The organism is Methylomonas sp. HYX-M1 (assembly GCF_040741385.1).
Classification (GTDB): Bacteria; Pseudomonadota; Gammaproteobacteria; order Methylococcales; family Methylomonadaceae; genus Methylomonas; species Methylomonas rhizoryzae.
The window spans coordinates 2,363,017-2,380,604 of the sequence record NZ_CP160405.1; the positions used below are offsets into that span (position 1 = coordinate 2,363,017).

The window sequence follows — 17,588 nt, forward strand, 5'->3', positions numbered from 1 at the left end:
AGGCAATGGGATGGACTCCTCCCACCTAGCGGCATCGAACTCGATAACGTGCGCTAAATTTGATGGCCGATAGGATGTGCCGACGCAAGGAGGCGCATCGCTCGCGACCGTTGCGCCTCGCCGCTGGCTCGGTACAACCTATCCGAGGTGTGTACCTTATCGCCCCGTATGTCTTACGGCCTTACCCATCAAACCAAATCCTCCTTGTTAGGGTTCGGATTCCACACAAACCCCTTGACCTTGTCCGCCGCCTGCTTGGCGGCGGGCTCCGGCTTTTCGGCCTGCGGCGTTTCCGGCTTATCGCCCTTTGCCTGCCTTCGCGTCTGCCCCGGATTCAAAATCAAGCTATTCGCATACAGCCGGAACGCCTGATAGCTGAACGGCACTTTGCCTTCCTCGTACAACAGCCGGTAAATCTGCGCCACCGTCCAGCCGTCGTCCAAGGCCTGTTTGATCTCATCGCGCAACCTCATAAACAGCGCCCGGTTATAGCCTCTGGCGTTTTGTTTGTTTTGCAGCACCCAGTCTGCCAAGCATTCGGAAAGCGGTTTTTCCGAAGCCTTGCCCGATAAATTCTCGTTCATCAACTGTTCAAAAACCGTTCACAGCCAAGGGTACGCTCCGCGTACCTTCTGGCTTTTCCCAGCGGGAAAGGCCCCCCATTTGGTACGCATTGCGTACATCCATCTATGACTTGGCCGTCGATTTAATCTCACTATCCGGCTCGAAACGGCCTAAGATCGCGGGTGAAAACCACTGACTCGCCGTGGCGCCAGTGACTTTGTTGCTTGCGGGGTAGCGTAAACCCTTAGCCCTTTCCAACTATAGCTTTCGAGACTCAACACCTTCACGGTCGGCATTATCCGTTAGCATTGTTCCTCGCCTTTCGTACCTACGCATCAAGCAGCCTGCTACCAGGCTGCCTGCAAGGCTAGATACTCGGCAGTTACCGGGCCGGGGTTCTCACCCGCTAGATTAAGCGGCATTGCCCAGCCGTAACAGGCTTTGCTAATCGGAGCTTGTAGATGGCGATGAAAAATATGCTGGACAATACCTACATTACCGACCGGGTGAGCGGAATTCAGCCCGGCGCGCCGCGCTTGGTGCAAGCGGGGTTTAAATGCGAATTCTAAACGTCGCAACCGGTACAAATTTAGCGATAGGCGGGGGTGGCCCGGCTAGCTGTCAGTTTGGCGTTTGGCCTGCTGTGTCAGCAGATCTAAGATGGGCTCGTCGGCCGCTAAAATGCGCGCAATGGCTTGCGCTTTGGCGGCCGACAAATAAAGTCTTAATTCCTGCGGGTTTTCCAACAAACGTTTATGCGGATCGGTCAGTAGCCGCACCGTTGCTCGCCGCGGGGTTTGTAGCCAAATCGTCTTCACCATGGCCAGTTCGCCGCCATTCAATTCTACGATGTCGCCCGGTTGGTACAGCCCCAAAGCGTCAATGAAATGCGCCGCCAGTTGCGGATCGTAGCTTTTGAGTTTTGGACCGGCCAGTAAGGCCGCCGCGCCGGCAAATCCCGACTCGCGACCGGACGGAGTTTCCAGCGACAAGGCGCAAAAGTCTTGAATAAAGTTGATTGCGTTTCGGTTATCGCTAGCAAGCGCCGCGGCCGGGCCTGCATCACTTTCCGGCAAAGCGGATCGAAACAGGCGCAAACCATCCTTACACAACTGCAACGCTTCTTCTTGCTTGGCTTTCCAAACCAATCCCAAGGCTAACAGCAATAGCGCTTTCGCCAGGTCCGCCACCTGCCGGTTCTGCAAGATTTCGGCTTGCAAGCATAAAAGCAGCAGATCGTCGCCATGGGTTTTAAGGCCGGAATGCAATTGCGCTACGATCCGGTCGCCGCCGTCTAGGGCCGAACAGTGTTCGTCCGGGCCGAAGGCCTTGTCTAATTCGGCCGCACAATCAAATAGCCAGACTTGCAGTGGCTCGGGGGCGGGCATCGTTTGCACCGGCACCCAATCGCGGCCTTTTTCGGTATCGATTTTAACCTGCCGGCAGTAGGCTTGAATTTGCTGAACGTCGGCCAGGGAGACAAGCAAAAACCGAGTCCGGTAGAACGGCAAATCCCACCAACTCCGGTCGAATCCGCACACATACATCCCGATGGTTAATTGCTTGGCATCGATGATTTTAATCATGCCGCTTAACTCCGTTGCGCATGAGAAAGCTAAATACTCGGATAAGATTGGGTAAATACCCCTTGTTGCTGCAGCGCGATCAAATCGATCCCATGCTCCTGCGCTCTGACGATTTGCTTGATCCGATACGGCTGGCCGCGTTGATCCAGCGGCTTTGCAGCTAAATCCAGTATTTTCCGCTCGCAAGGTTCGAGGCGCTCGTTCAACAAAATCAGTAATTTCGGTTTCAACCGGTCGTTGCGGTTCTGTTCCACCACCAAAGCCACCTCGCCGCTACTCAATTCCGCCAAATTGCCTTGCGGGTAAAACCCGATGCAGTTGATAAATTCGGTCACATAGCTGCTGTCGTATTCCTTTTTCATGCCGTCGACCAGTATTCCCAAGGCTTTTAAATGCGGTATGCCTTTTTTATAAATCCTATCGCTGGTAACCGCGTCGTAAGTGTCGACCACCGTCACTATCCGCGTGTACTTGGACAGCGTAGCGCCCTCCAAACCGCGCGGGTAACCGCCGCCGGCCAATCGTTCGTGGTGGCAGTAAGCCACATCCACCGCTCCCGGATAGAGATTGCGGGCCGACATCAAAATATTGCGGCCCAGTACAGGATGGTTGCGCATGATGACCAGTTCCTGTTCATCCAACCTGCCGGGTTTGTTCAGAATGTGCAACGGTACTTTCATTTTGCCCACGTCGTGCATCAAACCGCAAACGCCCAGGTCCCGGAGCTCGGCAATAGGCAAGCCTAATTCGCGCCCCAACAAAATCGCCATGACGCAGACATTCATGCTGTGTTGCGCGGTGTATTCGTCCTCTTGTTTCAACTGCGTCAACAACAACATGGCGTCACTTTGCGCCAACACGGCATTCACGGTGTTTTCCACGGCTGCTTTAACCTGCTCCACGCTGAACGGATTGCCGAAACGGATGTCGTCCAATACCGTTTTGATTAAGGAGCCGGTCTGTTGAAAGGTAGTGGCGGTTTGGTCGAAGGCCCTGGCAAAACTGAGCTGGGTTTTAGCGTCCGTGGCGCGGGTTGGGATATAACCGTGTTGTTTTTTCTGCAATTTGACGTCGATAAAGACGTAATCGCAAACCTTTTGTATGGCTTGAATATCGGCTTGAGTACGGATATCGACCACATCCAACAAAAACGGCGAACGTTTATCCAGGGTTTCGAATCCGGTCACACGCATGCCGATTCTTAATTCATTGACGTGTATACGGGTCTCGTCTCGTTCGCTCATAAACCAAGTGAATTAATATTTGCTAATACAAATTATTTTACTGCATGGCGTAGCGCGGTCCGCCGTTAAAATCCGTGACACAACCATCATCACGACAAACTGCTTATAGACCACAGCGGTTAAAAATTCCATTGCCGCTTATAAGGAATGGTAGACGCGAAAATCCGGCTTGAATATACTCGCCGTCGCTACATTTAAACTGCTGGGCCCGTAGTCTCACGATAAAAAAATTAGTGCAAATCAGGAGACATGCATGAAATTTCAATTCAATACAGTCGGTTTATCGGCGTTAGCCTTGCTATTGACCAATCAGGCGGCGCCAGCAAGTACATGGACTTTACCCGATTCCGCGTTCCCATTGTCCGGCGGCAGTTATAGCGTTTCGTTCGATTCCGCTTACGCCGGTGCGGCCTCGTTGAGTTTCGATTTGCGCGGGCATTTGACGCTGGACGGAGCCGGTAACTGCTGTAGCGATACCTTCATACTGTCGGTGAACGGCACGGAAATTTTTAGCGGTCAGTACGCACTGGGCGGCGGCGGCGAGAACGTCAATTTGTTTGCACCGGCGGGTAGCAGCGTCGATACCACCCTGACCTACCCGAACGAAGTCACCGGTAACGGCGGCGAAGTTTTGATCGATACCTGGTCAGCCTAATCGCCGGCCACAATGTCATCAGTTTCGACTACGGCGATTTGCAAGGCCTTTCGGACGAAGGCTGGGGCGTGAGCAATATCGAGGTCATCTCCAGCGTGCCTGTGCCCGCGGCACTCTGGTTGTTCGGCTCGACTTTGTTTGTCTGGTCCGGATTGCGTAAAACGCGCACCTAATCTACCCGGCGAAGGTTGCCCGTCGCAAATCCCGACCCCGATGGGCGAGTCCAACCGTCCATCGCAGTCGATAACTCCGACACCTTAATCCCCGCTAACGTTAAAATTCGCCATTCAAGCGAATCAAACAGGCATCGCCGCGTGATTCCGACGGCGGCCCGCCTGCGCTTTTATCGCGTTGGCTGCCGGTTTATAAGCTTGCCGGTACGACACACTTTTCTCGCAACATCCATTCCTGGAGTATTCGAAATGGCGTTAATCGCGCTAAGACAACTATTGGACTATGCCGCCGAACACGGTTTCGGCGTGCCGGCATTCAACGTCAGCAACATGGAGCAAGTCCAGGCCATCATGCAAGCGGCCGATGCTTGCGACAGCCCGGTGATCATGCAAGGCTCGGCCGGAGCCAATCGCTATGCGGGGGAGATTTTTCTGCGCCATTTGCTTCAGGCCGCGGTCGAGCGCTATCCGCACATCCCCGTGGTCATGCACCGCGACCATGCCCCGACCCCGGCCGCTTGCGCGCAAGCAATCCAAAACGGCTTCAGTTCGGTGATGATGGACGGCTCCTTACTCGCCGACATGAAAACCCCGGCTTCGTTTGAATACAACACGGCTGTGACAGGAAGCGTCGTTGCAATGGCACACGCTTGCGGGGTTTCCGTGGAAGGCGAAATCGGTTGTTTGGGTTCGTTGGAAGCCAGGCCGGACGCAGAAAATCCGCCCGACCACAGCCGATTGTTGACCGACCCGGACGAAGCGGTCGCATTCGTCGAACAGACGGGCGTAGACGCGTTGGCGGTGGCAATCGGCACCAGCCACGGCGCCTATAAATTCAGCCGGCCGCCTACCGGCGACGTGTTGGTGATCGCCCGTCTGCAAGCCTTGCAACGGCGCTTGCCGAACATGCATTTCGTCATGCACGGCTCCAGCTCGATACCGCAAGAGTGGTTGCAGGTCATCAACGACTACGGCGGCGATATTCCGGAAACCTACGGCGTACCGGTAGCCGAAATCGTGGAAGGCATCCGCTACGGGGTGCGCAAAATCAACATTGATACCGATTTGCGCATGGCCTCGACCGGCGCTATCCGCCGTTTTGTCGCCCAAGCCGACAACGCCGCCGAATTGGACGCCCGTAAGATCTACGCCGCCGCCCGCGACGCGATGCAAGCCTTATGCGCAAGCCGTTATCGAGCGTTCGGCAGCGCCGGGCACGCCGGTAAAATCAAAGCGTTGCCGTTGAGCGAGATGGCCAAACGCTATCGCTGACCTCGTTATGCAGAGCCGGGCAGACATTCGAAGCGGACGGAAAGCAAGCGCGCACCGATCAAGCTTTGCAATAAGACGGAATCCACGTGCGCTCAATTAAATGCTCGGCCAAGCCGTTAAAATCGAAACCCTCGCCATCCCGGATCATTTGTTCGATGTCGAATAACCGGCCGACTTCCGGTATGTCGGCGAAAAACAGCTTATAAAACGGCTTGACCAACCATTGAGAAATTTTAATGCCGACAGAGCCGATGAAATTGCGCCGTTGCCCGACATGAGCGATTTCGTCGACGGTAATCTCATCCAAAATGGCTTTCAATCGTTCGCAGACTTCCGGTTCGTCGGCCAACACCTCGTCGAACAACCGATATAAATGACAGTAGAAAGTCACCCCCATCAATTCGGTTACAAAAGCCGGTGCATCCATCAAAAAGCCCGGCAACTTGGGAAATTGTTCGTATATCCATTCCTGATACGGCGGCAGCGGTTGCCATTCCACTTTGTCCAAGCCGCAGGTCAGCAACATTTCGTGAAAAAAACGCACATGGCAAAACTCTTCCGCCAAATGGACCCGGCTGATTTTATCTTCCACGCTGTGCGAGTTGGCCATGTCGGGTACCACGTCCCAGGCGCCTTTGATGCCGACCCACTCGTGACGGGCAAATTTATAAATGCCGGTGAGCAACAAAGTTTTTTTATCCAAACTCGCGGGATCGTCCTTCAATTTGACGCAATTGCGGTAAAACGCGTCCGGGTCGGCCAACGGCGTGCGCAGTCTGACCGGGTTGTCTTGAAAATATTGCAATCTGGCGCGCTTGTTGGCCAAATCCTGTTCGGCTTCGAACAACTCACCGCTGTGTTGCTGGGAGAACGCCCAATAATTTTCGAAATTGTCTTGGCGTTGTTGCGCGGTGGACGGCGAAAACACTGAACGGTATTTGACGGATGTCATGAACTATTGCTCCGGCTTTTGGAATGAATCTCGCATCATACAAGCATCGCCCGGTGCGCTCAATCGCGCTGAAATGACGGAAGTGCTTGAACTTGCGCTAAAAATAACCCGACTACGCGGTAGGAAAAGCCGCCCGGTATAGGCTGCGGACTCTATCGCCGGGAATTCGGCCTCAGCCGGCGGCCTTTATTTTTCCTGTAATCGGCCTGTCCGGCTTCAGGGTAATCCCTATCGCTTCTTGGGCGCAGATGTCGGTTTGGAAGCTGAACACCCGAAAAAACTCGGCGATGATCAACAGCATTTCCAATTCGACGAAGTGCCGGCCCAAACAATTGTGCAAACCGCCGCCGAACGGAAAATACGCATACTTGGGGTGCCGGTCCGCGCCGTCGCCGGTAAACCGCTCCGGGTCGAAGCTATCCGCTTGATCCCAAAAGCGCGGATTGCGATGCGTGGCATACATGCTGAACATAATCGTCGTGCCTTTGCGAATGGTGTATGGACCTAACCGGATATCCGCCGCCGTTTGATTGGACAATGCGGTAGTTGGCGGATAAAGGCGCAAGGTTTCCTGAATCGCCGCTTTGGTATAAGGCAACCCGCTCAACACCTGAGCCGCAGTAGCGTCGGCGGGCAAGGCGCGCACCTCGGCCCCGACCTTTTCCCGCACCTTCGCGTGCTTGCCGGTCAGATAGAAGAACCATAACAAGGTATTGATGGTGGTGTCCTGGCCGGCGTAGAACAAGTTGACCGCCTCGTCCTGCAGCAGGGCTGCGGACATTTTATAGCCGGTGTTACGATCTTCGGCCTGCATGAACAGCGAAATCATATCCTGACCGGGAACAGCCGGCCTGTTGTCGATTTGCTGCCGGATGAAATCGCGCAGATAGGCCACCGCTTGCCGGTACCGCCGGGTTCTCAGCGGCAGAAAGCGCTTCAGCCGGCCGAACATGATTTCGGTGCCCAATTGCGGTAGCAGCTCTTGGCTGATGGTATCTATCACCCGGATCAACTCGGCGCTGTTACTCAGCTCGTCGACCGAGCGGCCCAATAAAATCCGGATGAAGATGCGTTGAATCAACAGCTTGATCCGCGCGCTCAAATCCACCTCGGTTTGCCCGGCAGTCTGCATCTGCCGCAGCATCGCCCGGGTTTCGGCTGAAATGATAGACTCCCAGCTTTTGACGGCATCCTTGGTAAACCACGGCTGCAGCAATCGCCTTTGCTTGCTCCACAAGTCGCTACGGCTATTGACTAAGCCGTCGCCGAAAAAGGTTTTTTTGGCTTCGTAAATAAAATCCCGGTTCAACAAGCCTTTGCCTTCGTAACCGTACAACTGCTCGATGGCCGCCGGGTCGCATACGAACAAAATTCGCTTCGCGAAAAATCGTCCCAGCACCAGATCTCCGTGGGCACGGTGTATCGAGGTCAGCGCGGCGATCGGTCGTTTAATCGAACGCAGCATAGGCAAAATGACCGAATGTTCCTGAAGCGGTACGGCTTGGCCAGGGTTGGTCGGCGGCGAAATGGTTGAATGCATAGTCGGTCTGTCGAGGCGAGATTGCTTTTACCGGACGCATTTTAAATAATCCACGTCCAACTCAATAACAACTTTCCGCGCCTCATGATCGAACTTTACTTAGACAGCGCCGACTTGGCGGCAATCAAACCGCTGGCCCCGTCCCTGCCGCTAGCCGGGGTCACCACCAATCCGACCATACTGGCGGCCGGCGGCCTGGGCCTGAACCGGCTGCTGCCGCAGTTGCTCGATATTTTGGGCCCAAGCAGCCGCTTTCACGTGCAAGTCGTAAGCGAGACGGTCGAAGGCATCGTGCAGGAAGCCGAACGCTTGCACCGCTTGCCGTTCGACATCGTAGTCAAAATTCCGGCTCACGCCGCCGGTCTGGCGGCGATCAAACTCGTCAAGCAGCGCGATATTCCGGTGTTGGCGACGGCGATCTACAACGTGCAACAAGGCATGTTGGCCGCATTCAACGGCGCCGATTATCTGGCACCGTATTTGAATCGCATCGACAACCAGGGCTGCGACGGCGTCGGCGTGGTCGCCGATCTGCAAAACTTGGTGGAGCGCTACCAATTGCCTTGCAAACTGCTGGTCGCCAGTTTCAAAAACGTGCGGCAAGTGTTGCAAGTGATGCAGCTCGGCGTCGCCGCGGCGACCTTGCCGATAGACATTGCCAAACAAATGCTGGGCCAGCCCGCTACCGACGCAGCAGTGCGAGCCTTCGCAGACGACTGGCAAGCGGCGTTCGCCGGCAAATTGTCGTTCGAAACCTAAACGGAGGCGGTGGCGATGGCGCTCAGCTGGTGGCATGAAGGCGACTTGGACGGTTTCTTCGGCTTGTTCGTCGATAACCTGATCCAGCTCATTCTCATCGTTCGGCCGCATTCTGCCCGGCGTGGCTATCAGCTTGCTGGTGGGCAACCTGTTTTACGCGCTGCAAGCGAGGCGGCTGGCGCAGGAAAGCGGCCCTAGCGATGCCACCGCCCTGCCCGGTCTGATCGGCTTGTGGCGCCTAACTACGACTACGACGCCGGAGGGCGGCTGATCGAAGCCCGCTACCCGAACGGTATAGACCAAACCCTGGTCTGGAACGCCGACGACTCCTTAAACAAAATCGCCCACAAAAAGGGCGGCACCGTCACCCGGCCTAGCGGACAAAGTTGCACCGGTAGTAATCAAAGCCAATACCAATACGACAGCTTCCAGCGCCTGAATCAAATTCAGGTCAACGGCACCACCACCGGCCAATACCGCTACGACCATCAAGGCCGGCGCATCCAAAAAACCGAAGGCGCTACCGTTACCAACTATTTGTACGACGGCCCGAACATCTACGCCGAATACTCGGGTACAAACTGGTACAGCCCGAGTGCCGTCTACGTGCAAGCCGGCCTCGACCAGCCCTTGGCCCGGCTGACCGGCAGCGTCGCCAGCCCGCTGGCCGCCGCGCTTTACTACCACCAGGACGGCCTGAGTTCCGTGCTGGCCGTAACCGACGCCGGAAGGCAGTCACCGCCACGCAACGCTTCGACGCCTTCGGCACCCAGATCGGCGGCGCCAATAGCGTGCGCCCATACGGGGCTACAGCGGACGGGAACCGGATGCCAGCGGGCTGATTTACTACCGGGCCCGCTATTACGACCCGAACCAGACCCGCTTCACCCAAAGAGACCCGCTAGGCTTTACAGACGGCATTAACTGAGCGGGACGGGGTTTATTAACCCCGTCCCAAACGTTTCAAGGTAAGGTAAACGTTCCGGCGCGGGTTAATCGACCTTAAAGGCCGTAAGGCGGAACGCATCGCGGTTCCGCCGTATGGTGGCACTGGGATTGCCGATCGCCTACGACCGGCGGCGGATGATTGAGATATTGCCGGTGATTCGCGGAGCCATTCGCTTATTGCAGACCCGTAGGTTGGATGAGCACAGCGAAATCCGACATTTCGGAGCGTTTTGCCGTGAATTTTAGGTTGAATTTTTCCGGTTGCCGTTGGTTTGGGTTTGGCTGGGGTGATTTGGCGGAATGCGCTATCGCTTTTCCGCCCTACGAAAGACGTGACAATCTATGCCGAATTATCGACGTTATCGGCTGCCGGGCGGTTGTTATTTTTTACGGTGAATTTGCTAGCCCGCGTAGGTGCGATTAGCTTCGAGTAATCGCACGAATGTTTCAACTTCCGTTCCTCCGATTACGCTTTGCTAATCGGAGCTACGAACTGAAATTAATTGAGCTTGCGAAAAAAATACCAAAACACTGGATCCATGCGGAAGCCATGCAATATACCAGTTGATTTATGAAAATATTTTATGGAAAGGTTGGTGGATTGCTGTTTTATTGAGTTTGAGAAATATTTTTCGACAATAATATCGCTATCCGTTCTTCGAAAATTGACACTTGTGAAAGAAGTCGTATTTCCTGTAATTATAGTTTGGCGCAAGAAGTTTTATAATTCTTGATACTCGTTCAATTGCAATCTTCGTTTGACAAAACTCATCAGTAATGCAGGAATAGATATAAAAAAGTTCAATTATTATAAAAAAGATGCTGACGCAGATGTTCATGGTCTGTGACGTGTGGGTTACACTAGCGACGAGTTTTAAAACAGTTGGATGTATTTACCTATGTTAGCTAGTGAATCATAAAAACTACAACTATTTACTAAAGTTTTATTACACTGTAGTTAACCAGTGGTGAATAGTTTATTGAGAGGTGGCCATCAAATTTACATTTCTCAAGTCGAAATTAAATTAATTCAATTGGAGAGATCGCAGTGAAAACACTAATCCAGCATCTTATCGCTTGCGAAGCACTGTTACGCTCTGTAGGCGAGCTGTTCTGGGCAAATAAAATACTAGCTATTTTAAAAAAAGGCGGAAGTAATTTTGATTTTTATCTTTTAGACAATTTATTATCTTGGTATGGAGGTATGGGGTCATTTAATGATTTACTTATTTCTGAATACAACGATCATTTAGTAGAAGGAAGAGATGAAAAAAAGCTGAATGATGAGCTAAATCGGCTGAGAGACCTAATTTATGAGGATGCCTTAAGACTAAAGGGCCGTAGGTGCGATTAACACAAAAGGCCGTAAGGCGGAACGCATCGCGGTTCCGCCGTATGGTGGCACTGAGATTGCCGATCGCCTACGACCGGCGGCGGATGATTGAGATATTGCCGGTGATTCGCGGAGCAATCCGCTTATTGCAAACCCGTAGGTTGGATGAGCACAGCGAAATCCGAGGTGGGCCGATTTACCCATAGATGCTAGATAATGATGAAGCAATTTTCGTAAAAAATAATGTGTATTTTTAAAAAAATATTTAAATATTTTGCAGTAGCCTTAATTTTGATTGGTATTTTTATATCAATATTAAATAATGATAATATTGCCTCGTTAATTCATTCCGAATTAAATATTTACCAACAGGTTACTGCTGGAAAGGCAAAAATCAAAAAACCGGCTAATTGGATAATGACTTTCAAGAAAGATAATGATGGTAGTGCTTTTGAAACTGGATATTTTTATGGAATTGTTCCGGCTATTTTTTTCAAAAATGAATTTATTGGTATAAAATATTTTTATATCTTTCATGATATAAAAGATGCAAATAAAGAAATTATTTTTGCCGGGCTTGATGATAAGCATATCGCTAAGGCGAAAGAAATGATAAAAAAAGTTCAAGAAAGTGAAGTATCTAGTAAATATGATATTAAAAATATTAGTGGATTTAACGGGATTGTCATTAAGTCTAATGATCGAGAAATTATTTATTCAGTTACTATTCCTGATCTATCGTTATATATAATGTTAAATTCTTTGGATGATTTGAAAGATTTTAAACTTTCGTTGGAGTCTTTATCGTGAAGACCGTAAGGCCGTAAGGCGGAACGCATCGCGGTTCCGCCGTATGGTGGCACTGGGATCGCCTACGACCGGCGGCGGATGATTGAGATATTGCCGGTGATTCGCGGAGCCATTCGCTTATTGCAGACCCGTAGGTTGGATGAGCACAGCGAAATCCGACATTTCGGAGCGTTTTGCCGTGAATTTTAGGTTGAATTTTTCCGGTTGCCGTTGGTTTGGGTTTGGCTGGGGTGATTTGGCGGAATGCGCTATCGCTTTTCCGCCCTACGAAAGACGTGACAATCTATGCCGAATTATCGACGTTATCGGCTGCCGGGCGGTTGTTATTTTTTACGGTGAATTTGCTAGCCCGCGTAGGTGCGATTAGCTTCGAGTAATCGCACGAATGTTTCAACTTCCGTTCCTCCGATTACGCTTTGCTAATCGGAGCTACGAACTAATCACCGGAGGTTCCGCCGCCATTCCGTATTTGCCAGTCGCATTGCCGATGGTAGACTTGGCTACTACTGCATCGGGGGAAATGCCATTAGGGGTTGGGGGTGTACAGAAAGCGGACGACATGTTCTGGCCCCCAAATCGAGGGTTTGACGGTCCATCTGCCCCCGCAACCTTAATTCCAGGTGCTCGAGTCGATAGATATGGTGAACTTTGTTGCGCCAGAAGGAACGCCCTTTCCTGAGAGGGCATTGCCGGAGTCTTATATATCTCTGCAACTAAATACTTATGAAGTCGTTAAGCCCATACAAGTAGATGCGGGTCCAACTGTCCCTTGGTTTGATCAACCCGGAGGGGGGATGCAGTTTGAGTTGCCAGTTACGGTCAAAGAACTATTGGATTCTGGACATTTGAAAGAGTGTTTAGATAACCCAATCTGCCCAAACTTGTAGGGCGCAGTGTTTAATTGCAAAAGTACGCTTATTTATTTTTATCTTAAGGAACCTCTGAAAAACTGCCGTTTTGAAAATCAGCAGTGTAACTAACCGGTTAAAACTCAATAATCGACTGTATTTTTCATCAAAACAGCCGATTTTTCGCTGCCCAAGTCCCTTATCCGGGCCATTTTTCAAACTTCAGACGCAATCAGGCAGCGACATTCATAAGCGTCACCCCGAAGCACATTGGCAATCGCGGTCAGAAAGGTCAGGCGAGCAGTGTTTTTGGCTAAGCCCCGATAGCGGTTCTTGGCGTAGCCAAAGCGGATCTTAATATCCCGGAACACATGTTCGACCTTGGCGCGGCGGCTTGCCAGTTCTCTGGCTGCCGCGCGCAGTAATTGAGCCTCTTCGCTGTCGTCTTTCGTCAGCTTGGTTAGTTTGCCAGGACGCATCGCAACCACGCAGGTCGGTGGATTTTCGGCGGGCATCTCCGGGCGCTTTTCCAAGCCCTGATAACCGGCATCGCCGTGCACGAACTGTTCCTCGCCGTGCAGCAAGTGGGCGGCTTCGGCTACGTCGCTGACGTTGCCTGAGGTGACCTTGAGCGTATGCACCAAGCCGGTTTCGTGGTCAACGCCGATATGAAACTTACTGCCGAAAAACCATTGATTGCCCTTTTTGCTGGAATGCATCTCGGGGTCGCGTGACTGGCTTTTATTTTTGGTCGAGGTCGGGGCAGCAATCAGGCTGGCATCGACGATGGTGCCGGCTTTTAGAAACAGCCCGCGATCCGCCAGCGTTTGGTTGATGGCGTTGAAAATCTGCTCGGTTAGCCCGTGGGTTTCCAGCAAATGCCGGAACTGCAATATCGTGCTTTCATCGGGCACCGTTTCCAGGCGGATGCGGCAAAAACGCCGTAGCGATTCAATTTCATACAGCGCGTCTTCCATGCCCGGATCAGAGTAGTTGTAGACAATCTGCGCCACGTGAACATGCAGCATCGCACTCAAGGGAAACGGTTTGCGACCACGCCCTTGGCCGGATGCATAATGCGGTTCAATCACCGCCAGCATGACGGACCACGGCAATAAGTCTTCGAGTTGATCGAGAAACTTTTCACGCCGCGTGACTTTGCCTTTGTTGGCGTATTCGGCGTCGGCAAAACTGAGCTGTTGATATTGATCCATGCGCGCTATCTCGAAATCGGGGCTGTTGATGAATTATATCGCTCGCGGGGTATTAATCAGAGGTTCCTTAACATACTGTCTTTTCAAAGACAGTTTCGTTAAAAAGCAACAAGCGAATTGATAAAATTGAACACTATTTCTTCGAATTCTATATCCACCAAGAATGTAGACAACGAAGCTGGCATTTTATTTTTTATCAACATTTTGAATCGGTAAAATAATTTATGAGTAGAAATTATTTACAATTCGATCCCGATAAGGGTTATCCAGCAAGGGAAGACATTTACTACGAATGCGGTAAGTGTGGTGGTGTAATTCCTAGCAAGCCTCAAGGTGGTATCGGGTGCCAATGCCGCAACATTTTTATAGATGTCGATGCGGGAAGAGTTTCAATAAAAGACGAATCTAAATTTAAAATTTTTATCACTTGACAAATTTAAAGGCCGTAAGGCGGAACGCATCGCGGTTCCACCGTATGGTGGCACTGGGATTGCCGATCGCCTACGACCGGCGGCGGATGATTGAGATATTGCCGGTGATTCGCGGAGCCATTCGCTTATTGCAGACCCGTAGGTTGGATGAGCACAGCGAAATCCGACATTTCGGAGCGTTTTACCGTGAATTTCAGGTTGAATTTTTCCGGTTGCCGTTGGTTTGGGTTTGGCTGGGGTGATTTGGCGGAATGCGCTATCGCTTTTCCGCCCTACGAAAGACATAACAATCTATGCCGAATTATCGACGTTATCGGGTGCCGGGCGGTTGTTATTTTTTACGGTGAATTTGCTAGCCCGCGTAGGTGCGATTAGCTTCGAGTAATCGCACGAATGTTTCAACTTCCGTTCCTCCGATTACGCTTTGCTAATCGGAGCTACGAACTACCGGGCCCGCTATTACGACCCGAACCAGACCCGCTTCACCCAAAGAGACCCGCTGGGCTTTACAGACGGCATTAACCCCTATAGCTACGTCCACAACAACCCGGTTAACTTTAATGATCCTAGTGGATTGTTGGCCAAATCAGTAATGACTTTTGTCGATACTCAGGCTACAAGCTATGTCAACGCGCGTAATGAGCTGTATGGGACTATTGGTGGGTATTTGGATAATACTGCTAAAAGTGTATGGAACGTGATAGACCCGCCTGGTCCTCATGAGTATGATTATAAATACACTTATTGCAATAACTGTTCTGCTTCAATGGTTGCTAATATTTCAAACTATTTTTCTGTGCCTTTTAATGAGGCTCCGCCTCAAGGACATATCGACTTGCTCGGCAACAACCCGATTGAGCATACCTTTAACGGCACAACTTGGGTAAATGCAACCTTACCCGGCCATATTTTTGATGGGCAAGTCGTCGGCACTACATCGACAGCGGCAAATGGCGATGTAAGCGTAGATGTACGGGGAACGGGCAATGGCTTTGCCCCTGGTTTAAACAATGCAATAGGGGCCTTTCTATTTGGGGTTGTGTTGCCAGTGAATACTTACATCAATGTTAAATATGATGAAGTGGAAACTTATATTGATGAGTTAACGCAATGACATACGTATGGGTAACCAACATTATTATGAGCCTTCGTTTAATAATAGGGGTGTTTTATGTGTTGATTGTGGTGGGTTGTAAATCCGATTCCAGGCCACCTGCTTTCAGCTTTGAAGTTTATACGACTAAAGAAACACGATATGACGTCGTTTCATTAGTCGAAAAATTTGCCTTACGCGAACACCTCATTCAATCGAGAAACTATAGAATTCCGACGCCTGATGAATCAAGAATTTCAATTAACTTTGCTGATAAAGCGCAAAAAATTGCCTGGCTGTTTGTGGATAATGGAAATTTAAAAAATGAAGATCATGTGGAAATTCGAATTTATCCGCTGTCTGAGTCGACCATGTGTGAGATTTGCAGGAAATTCGAAGCGAGTGATGAGATGAAGATGATTCAGGAAAAATTTGAAATCAAACAGGTTGTGAAAAATGGAGAGTGGTGAAAATTACTTCATAATCTAAGGCCGTAAGGCGGAACGCATCGCGGTTCCGCCGTATGGTGGCACTGGGATTGCCGATCGCCTACGACCGGCGGCGGATGATTGAGATATTGCCGGTGATTCGCGGTGCCATTCGCTCATTGCAGACCCGTAGGTTGGATGAGTACAGCGAAATCCGACATTTCGGAGCGTTTTGCCGTGAATTTTAGGTTGAATTTTTCCGGTTGCCGTTGGTTTGGGTTTGGCTGGGGTGATTTGGCGGAATGCGCTATCGCTTTTCCGCCCTACGAAAGACATAACAATCTATGCCGAATTATCGACGTTATCGGCTGCCGGGCGGTTGTTATTTTTTACGGTGAATTTGCTAGCCCGCGTAGGTGCGATTAGCTTCGAGTAATCGCACGAATGTTTCAACTTCCGTTCCTCCGATTACGCTTTGCTAATCGGAGCTACAAACTGGCTGCCGGAAACCGGGCCGAAGAGACTGTTCGATCGTTGATCGAGGGCGGGTCACTGCTGCAATGGTCTACGCGAGGGATTTAGAAATCCAAGCTCCGATGCGGCATCCAGTGACCCAAACCCGAGGAGCCCCTCAGGTGTGTTTTCATGATGTATTATCCTTTGAAAAGCACGGTTGGATAATACACGCTTCGATTAGCGAACGCGTAATCGGAGGAATGAAAATCCAAACATTCGTACGATTACGCAAAGCTAATCGTACCTACGCGGGCTATCCTACGATCTTGCGATATTGATCGACCTTGTAATTTTAAATAGGCTATCTAATGTCCAGTAATTTACAACTTAAAAAAATGATTCGCCTTAAATGTTTCGATGCCCTTGAGCTTCGAGGCTTTAAGCGATTTCGTAAAGAATGTGTTGATTGGTTAATTCATGATGGATTCCTTTGTTGGATTGGCCTGAATACTGCCGTATATCCCGATCGTGTTGAGATTATTCCGTTTGTTGGCTTACACGTAATTCCCATTGAGAAGCTATTTGCGCTTAAAGTTGGAAAATATCCTGTTAAATATGACCGTAGTATTGCCACTTATTCAGTGAATTTAGGTTCATTAGAAGCAATAACTCCTGGTGAGAGAGCATTTGCTTTTAACTCGCAGCAAAGCCAAAATTTTATTGAATCGGAGTGTAAACGCTTAGCTGAGCTTTATTCTACTGTGGGATTGAGTTATGCATGCTCCATTGCAAATTACGAGGCTCTGTTACCATTACTTCAAGAGAATATTGAAACGCTTGGTGGATATCCTGAAAGATTTGCAGCATGTTTATATTTGCTGGAGAAGAAACAGGAAGCGTACGAATTTACAAAGAATTTTTTGATACGACAACCGGATTATTTTGAAGGTTTTGCTAATCCATTCTTAGAGAAAATAACAAAAGAAATAAGGGCCGTAAGGCCGTAAGGCGGAACGCATCGCGGTTCCACCGTATGGTGGCACTGGGATTGCCGATCGCCTACGACCGGCGGCGGATGATTGAGATATTGCCGGTGATTCGCGGAGCCATTCGCTTATTGCAGACCCGTAGGTTGGATGAGCCCGCGTAGGTGCGATTAGCTTCGAGTAATCGCACGAATGTTTCAACTTCCGTTCCTCCGATTACGCTTTGCTAATCGGAGCTACGAACTGGCTGCCGGAAACCGGGCCGAAGAGACTGTTCGATCGTTGATCGAGGGCGG

At 50.7% G+C, this 17,588-nt stretch carries 18 protein-coding genes and 1 pseudogene; 13 read left to right on the forward strand and 6 right to left on the reverse strand.

The window, feature by feature from the left end; translation table 11 throughout:
* Positions 1–188: 188 nt before the first annotated feature.
* The 3 genes from AB0A83_RS10620 to AB0A83_RS10630 all read right to left on the reverse strand — a co-directional run bounded on the left by AB0A83_RS10620 (position 189) and on the right by AB0A83_RS10630 (position 3,394).
* The gene (locus AB0A83_RS10620; RefSeq protein WP_367154080.1) at positions 189–584 is read right to left on the reverse strand and encodes a TraK family protein; all 396 of its coding nucleotides are present in this window, start codon (positions 582–584) and stop codon (positions 189–191) included.
* A gap of 594 nt (positions 585–1,178) precedes the next feature.
* Positions 1,179–2,150, reverse strand: a complete 972-nt coding sequence (locus AB0A83_RS10625; protein WP_367154082.1) for a DUF3391 domain-containing protein — start codon at positions 2,148–2,150, stop codon at positions 1,179–1,181.
* 29 nt (positions 2,151–2,179) lie between these two features.
* Positions 2,180–3,394, reverse strand: a complete 1,215-nt coding sequence (locus AB0A83_RS10630) for an HD-GYP domain-containing protein (protein WP_150048248.1) — start codon at positions 3,392–3,394, stop codon at positions 2,180–2,182.
* A 253-nt stretch (positions 3,395–3,647) separates the two neighbouring features.
* Here AB0A83_RS10630 and AB0A83_RS10635 point away from each other — a divergent pair, with 253 nt between their 5' ends.
* The 3 genes from AB0A83_RS10635 (at position 3,648) to fba (ending at position 5,494) form a co-directional block, all read left to right on the forward strand.
* On the forward strand, positions 3,648–4,049 hold the full coding sequence (locus tag AB0A83_RS10635; protein WP_367154083.1) for a hypothetical protein: 402 nt from the start codon (positions 3,648–3,650) through the stop codon (positions 4,047–4,049).
* 68 nt (positions 4,050–4,117) lie between these two features.
* Positions 4,118–4,222, forward strand: coding sequence for a PEP-CTERM sorting domain-containing protein (locus AB0A83_RS10640; protein ID WP_367154084.1), 105 nt, complete (start codon positions 4,118–4,120; stop codon positions 4,220–4,222).
* Positions 4,223–4,471: 249 nt separating this feature from the next.
* Positions 4,472–5,494, forward strand: coding sequence for a class II fructose-bisphosphate aldolase (fba, locus tag AB0A83_RS10645; RefSeq protein ID WP_367154085.1), 1,023 nt, complete (start codon positions 4,472–4,474; stop codon positions 5,492–5,494).
* Between the two features lie 58 nt (positions 5,495–5,552).
* Here the strand turns inward: fba and AB0A83_RS10650 are convergent, their stop codons facing one another.
* Complete coding sequence (locus AB0A83_RS10650) at positions 5,553–6,446, reverse strand: hypothetical protein (RefSeq protein WP_150048251.1); 894 nt, start codon at positions 6,444–6,446, stop codon at positions 5,553–5,555.
* Between the two features lie 172 nt (positions 6,447–6,618).
* Complete coding sequence (locus tag AB0A83_RS10655) at positions 6,619–7,986, reverse strand: cytochrome P450 (protein WP_150048252.1); 1,368 nt, start codon at positions 7,984–7,986, stop codon at positions 6,619–6,621.
* A gap of 84 nt (positions 7,987–8,070) precedes the next feature.
* Between AB0A83_RS10655 and AB0A83_RS10660 the strand changes: the two genes are divergently transcribed.
* The 6 genes from AB0A83_RS10660 to AB0A83_RS10685 all read left to right on the forward strand — a co-directional run bounded on the left by AB0A83_RS10660 (position 8,071) and on the right by AB0A83_RS10685 (position 12,723).
* Positions 8,071–8,745, forward strand: a complete 675-nt coding sequence (locus tag AB0A83_RS10660; protein ID WP_150048253.1) for a transaldolase family protein — start codon at positions 8,071–8,073, stop codon at positions 8,743–8,745.
* A gap of 121 nt (positions 8,746–8,866) precedes the next feature.
* Positions 8,867–9,016, forward strand: coding sequence for a hypothetical protein (locus tag AB0A83_RS10665; RefSeq protein ID WP_367154086.1), 150 nt, complete (start codon positions 8,867–8,869; stop codon positions 9,014–9,016).
* A gap of 570 nt (positions 9,017–9,586) precedes the next feature.
* Positions 9,587–9,673, forward strand: a complete 87-nt coding sequence (locus AB0A83_RS10670) for an RHS repeat-associated core domain-containing protein (RefSeq protein WP_232056866.1) — start codon at positions 9,587–9,589, stop codon at positions 9,671–9,673.
* A 1,068-nt stretch (positions 9,674–10,741) separates the two neighbouring features.
* The gene (locus AB0A83_RS10675; RefSeq protein ID WP_367154087.1) at positions 10,742–11,047 is read left to right on the forward strand and encodes a hypothetical protein; all 306 of its coding nucleotides are present in this window, start codon (positions 10,742–10,744) and stop codon (positions 11,045–11,047) included.
* Positions 11,048–11,269: 222 nt separating this feature from the next.
* The gene (locus tag AB0A83_RS10680) at positions 11,270–11,836 is read left to right on the forward strand and encodes a hypothetical protein (protein WP_367154088.1); all 567 of its coding nucleotides are present in this window, start codon (positions 11,270–11,272) and stop codon (positions 11,834–11,836) included.
* Between the two features lie 638 nt (positions 11,837–12,474).
* Positions 12,475–12,723: a TNT domain-containing protein gene (locus AB0A83_RS10685; RefSeq protein WP_150048255.1), complete on the forward strand. Its 249-nt coding sequence runs from the start codon at positions 12,475–12,477 to the stop codon at positions 12,721–12,723.
* A 176-nt stretch (positions 12,724–12,899) separates the two neighbouring features.
* Here AB0A83_RS10685 and AB0A83_RS10690 read toward each other — a convergent pair whose 3' ends face one another.
* Positions 12,900–13,898: an IS5 family transposase gene (locus tag AB0A83_RS10690; protein WP_367154089.1), complete on the reverse strand. Its 999-nt coding sequence runs from the start codon at positions 13,896–13,898 to the stop codon at positions 12,900–12,902.
* A 224-nt stretch (positions 13,899–14,122) separates the two neighbouring features.
* Between AB0A83_RS10690 and AB0A83_RS10695 the strand changes: the two genes are divergently transcribed.
* From AB0A83_RS10695 to AB0A83_RS10710, 4 genes and pseudogenes are all read left to right on the forward strand, one after another.
* On the forward strand, positions 14,123–14,329 hold the full coding sequence (locus tag AB0A83_RS10695; protein ID WP_367154090.1) for a hypothetical protein: 207 nt from the start codon (positions 14,123–14,125) through the stop codon (positions 14,327–14,329).
* A 415-nt stretch (positions 14,330–14,744) separates the two neighbouring features.
* Positions 14,745–15,443, forward strand: a pseudogene (locus tag AB0A83_RS10700) (RHS repeat-associated core domain-containing protein); the annotation flags it as partial.
* Positions 15,440–15,892, forward strand: a complete 453-nt coding sequence (locus AB0A83_RS10705) for a hypothetical protein (protein ID WP_367154092.1) — start codon at positions 15,440–15,442, stop codon at positions 15,890–15,892. The pseudogene AB0A83_RS10700 and the gene AB0A83_RS10705, both read left to right, overlap by 4 nt.
* A 782-nt stretch (positions 15,893–16,674) precedes the next feature.
* Positions 16,675–17,313 carry a hypothetical protein gene (locus tag AB0A83_RS10710; protein ID WP_367154093.1) on the forward strand — a complete coding sequence of 213 codons (639 nt, stop codon included), beginning with the start codon at positions 16,675–16,677 and terminating at the stop codon, positions 17,311–17,313.
* The last annotated feature ends 275 nt before the right edge of the window (positions 17,314–17,588 follow it).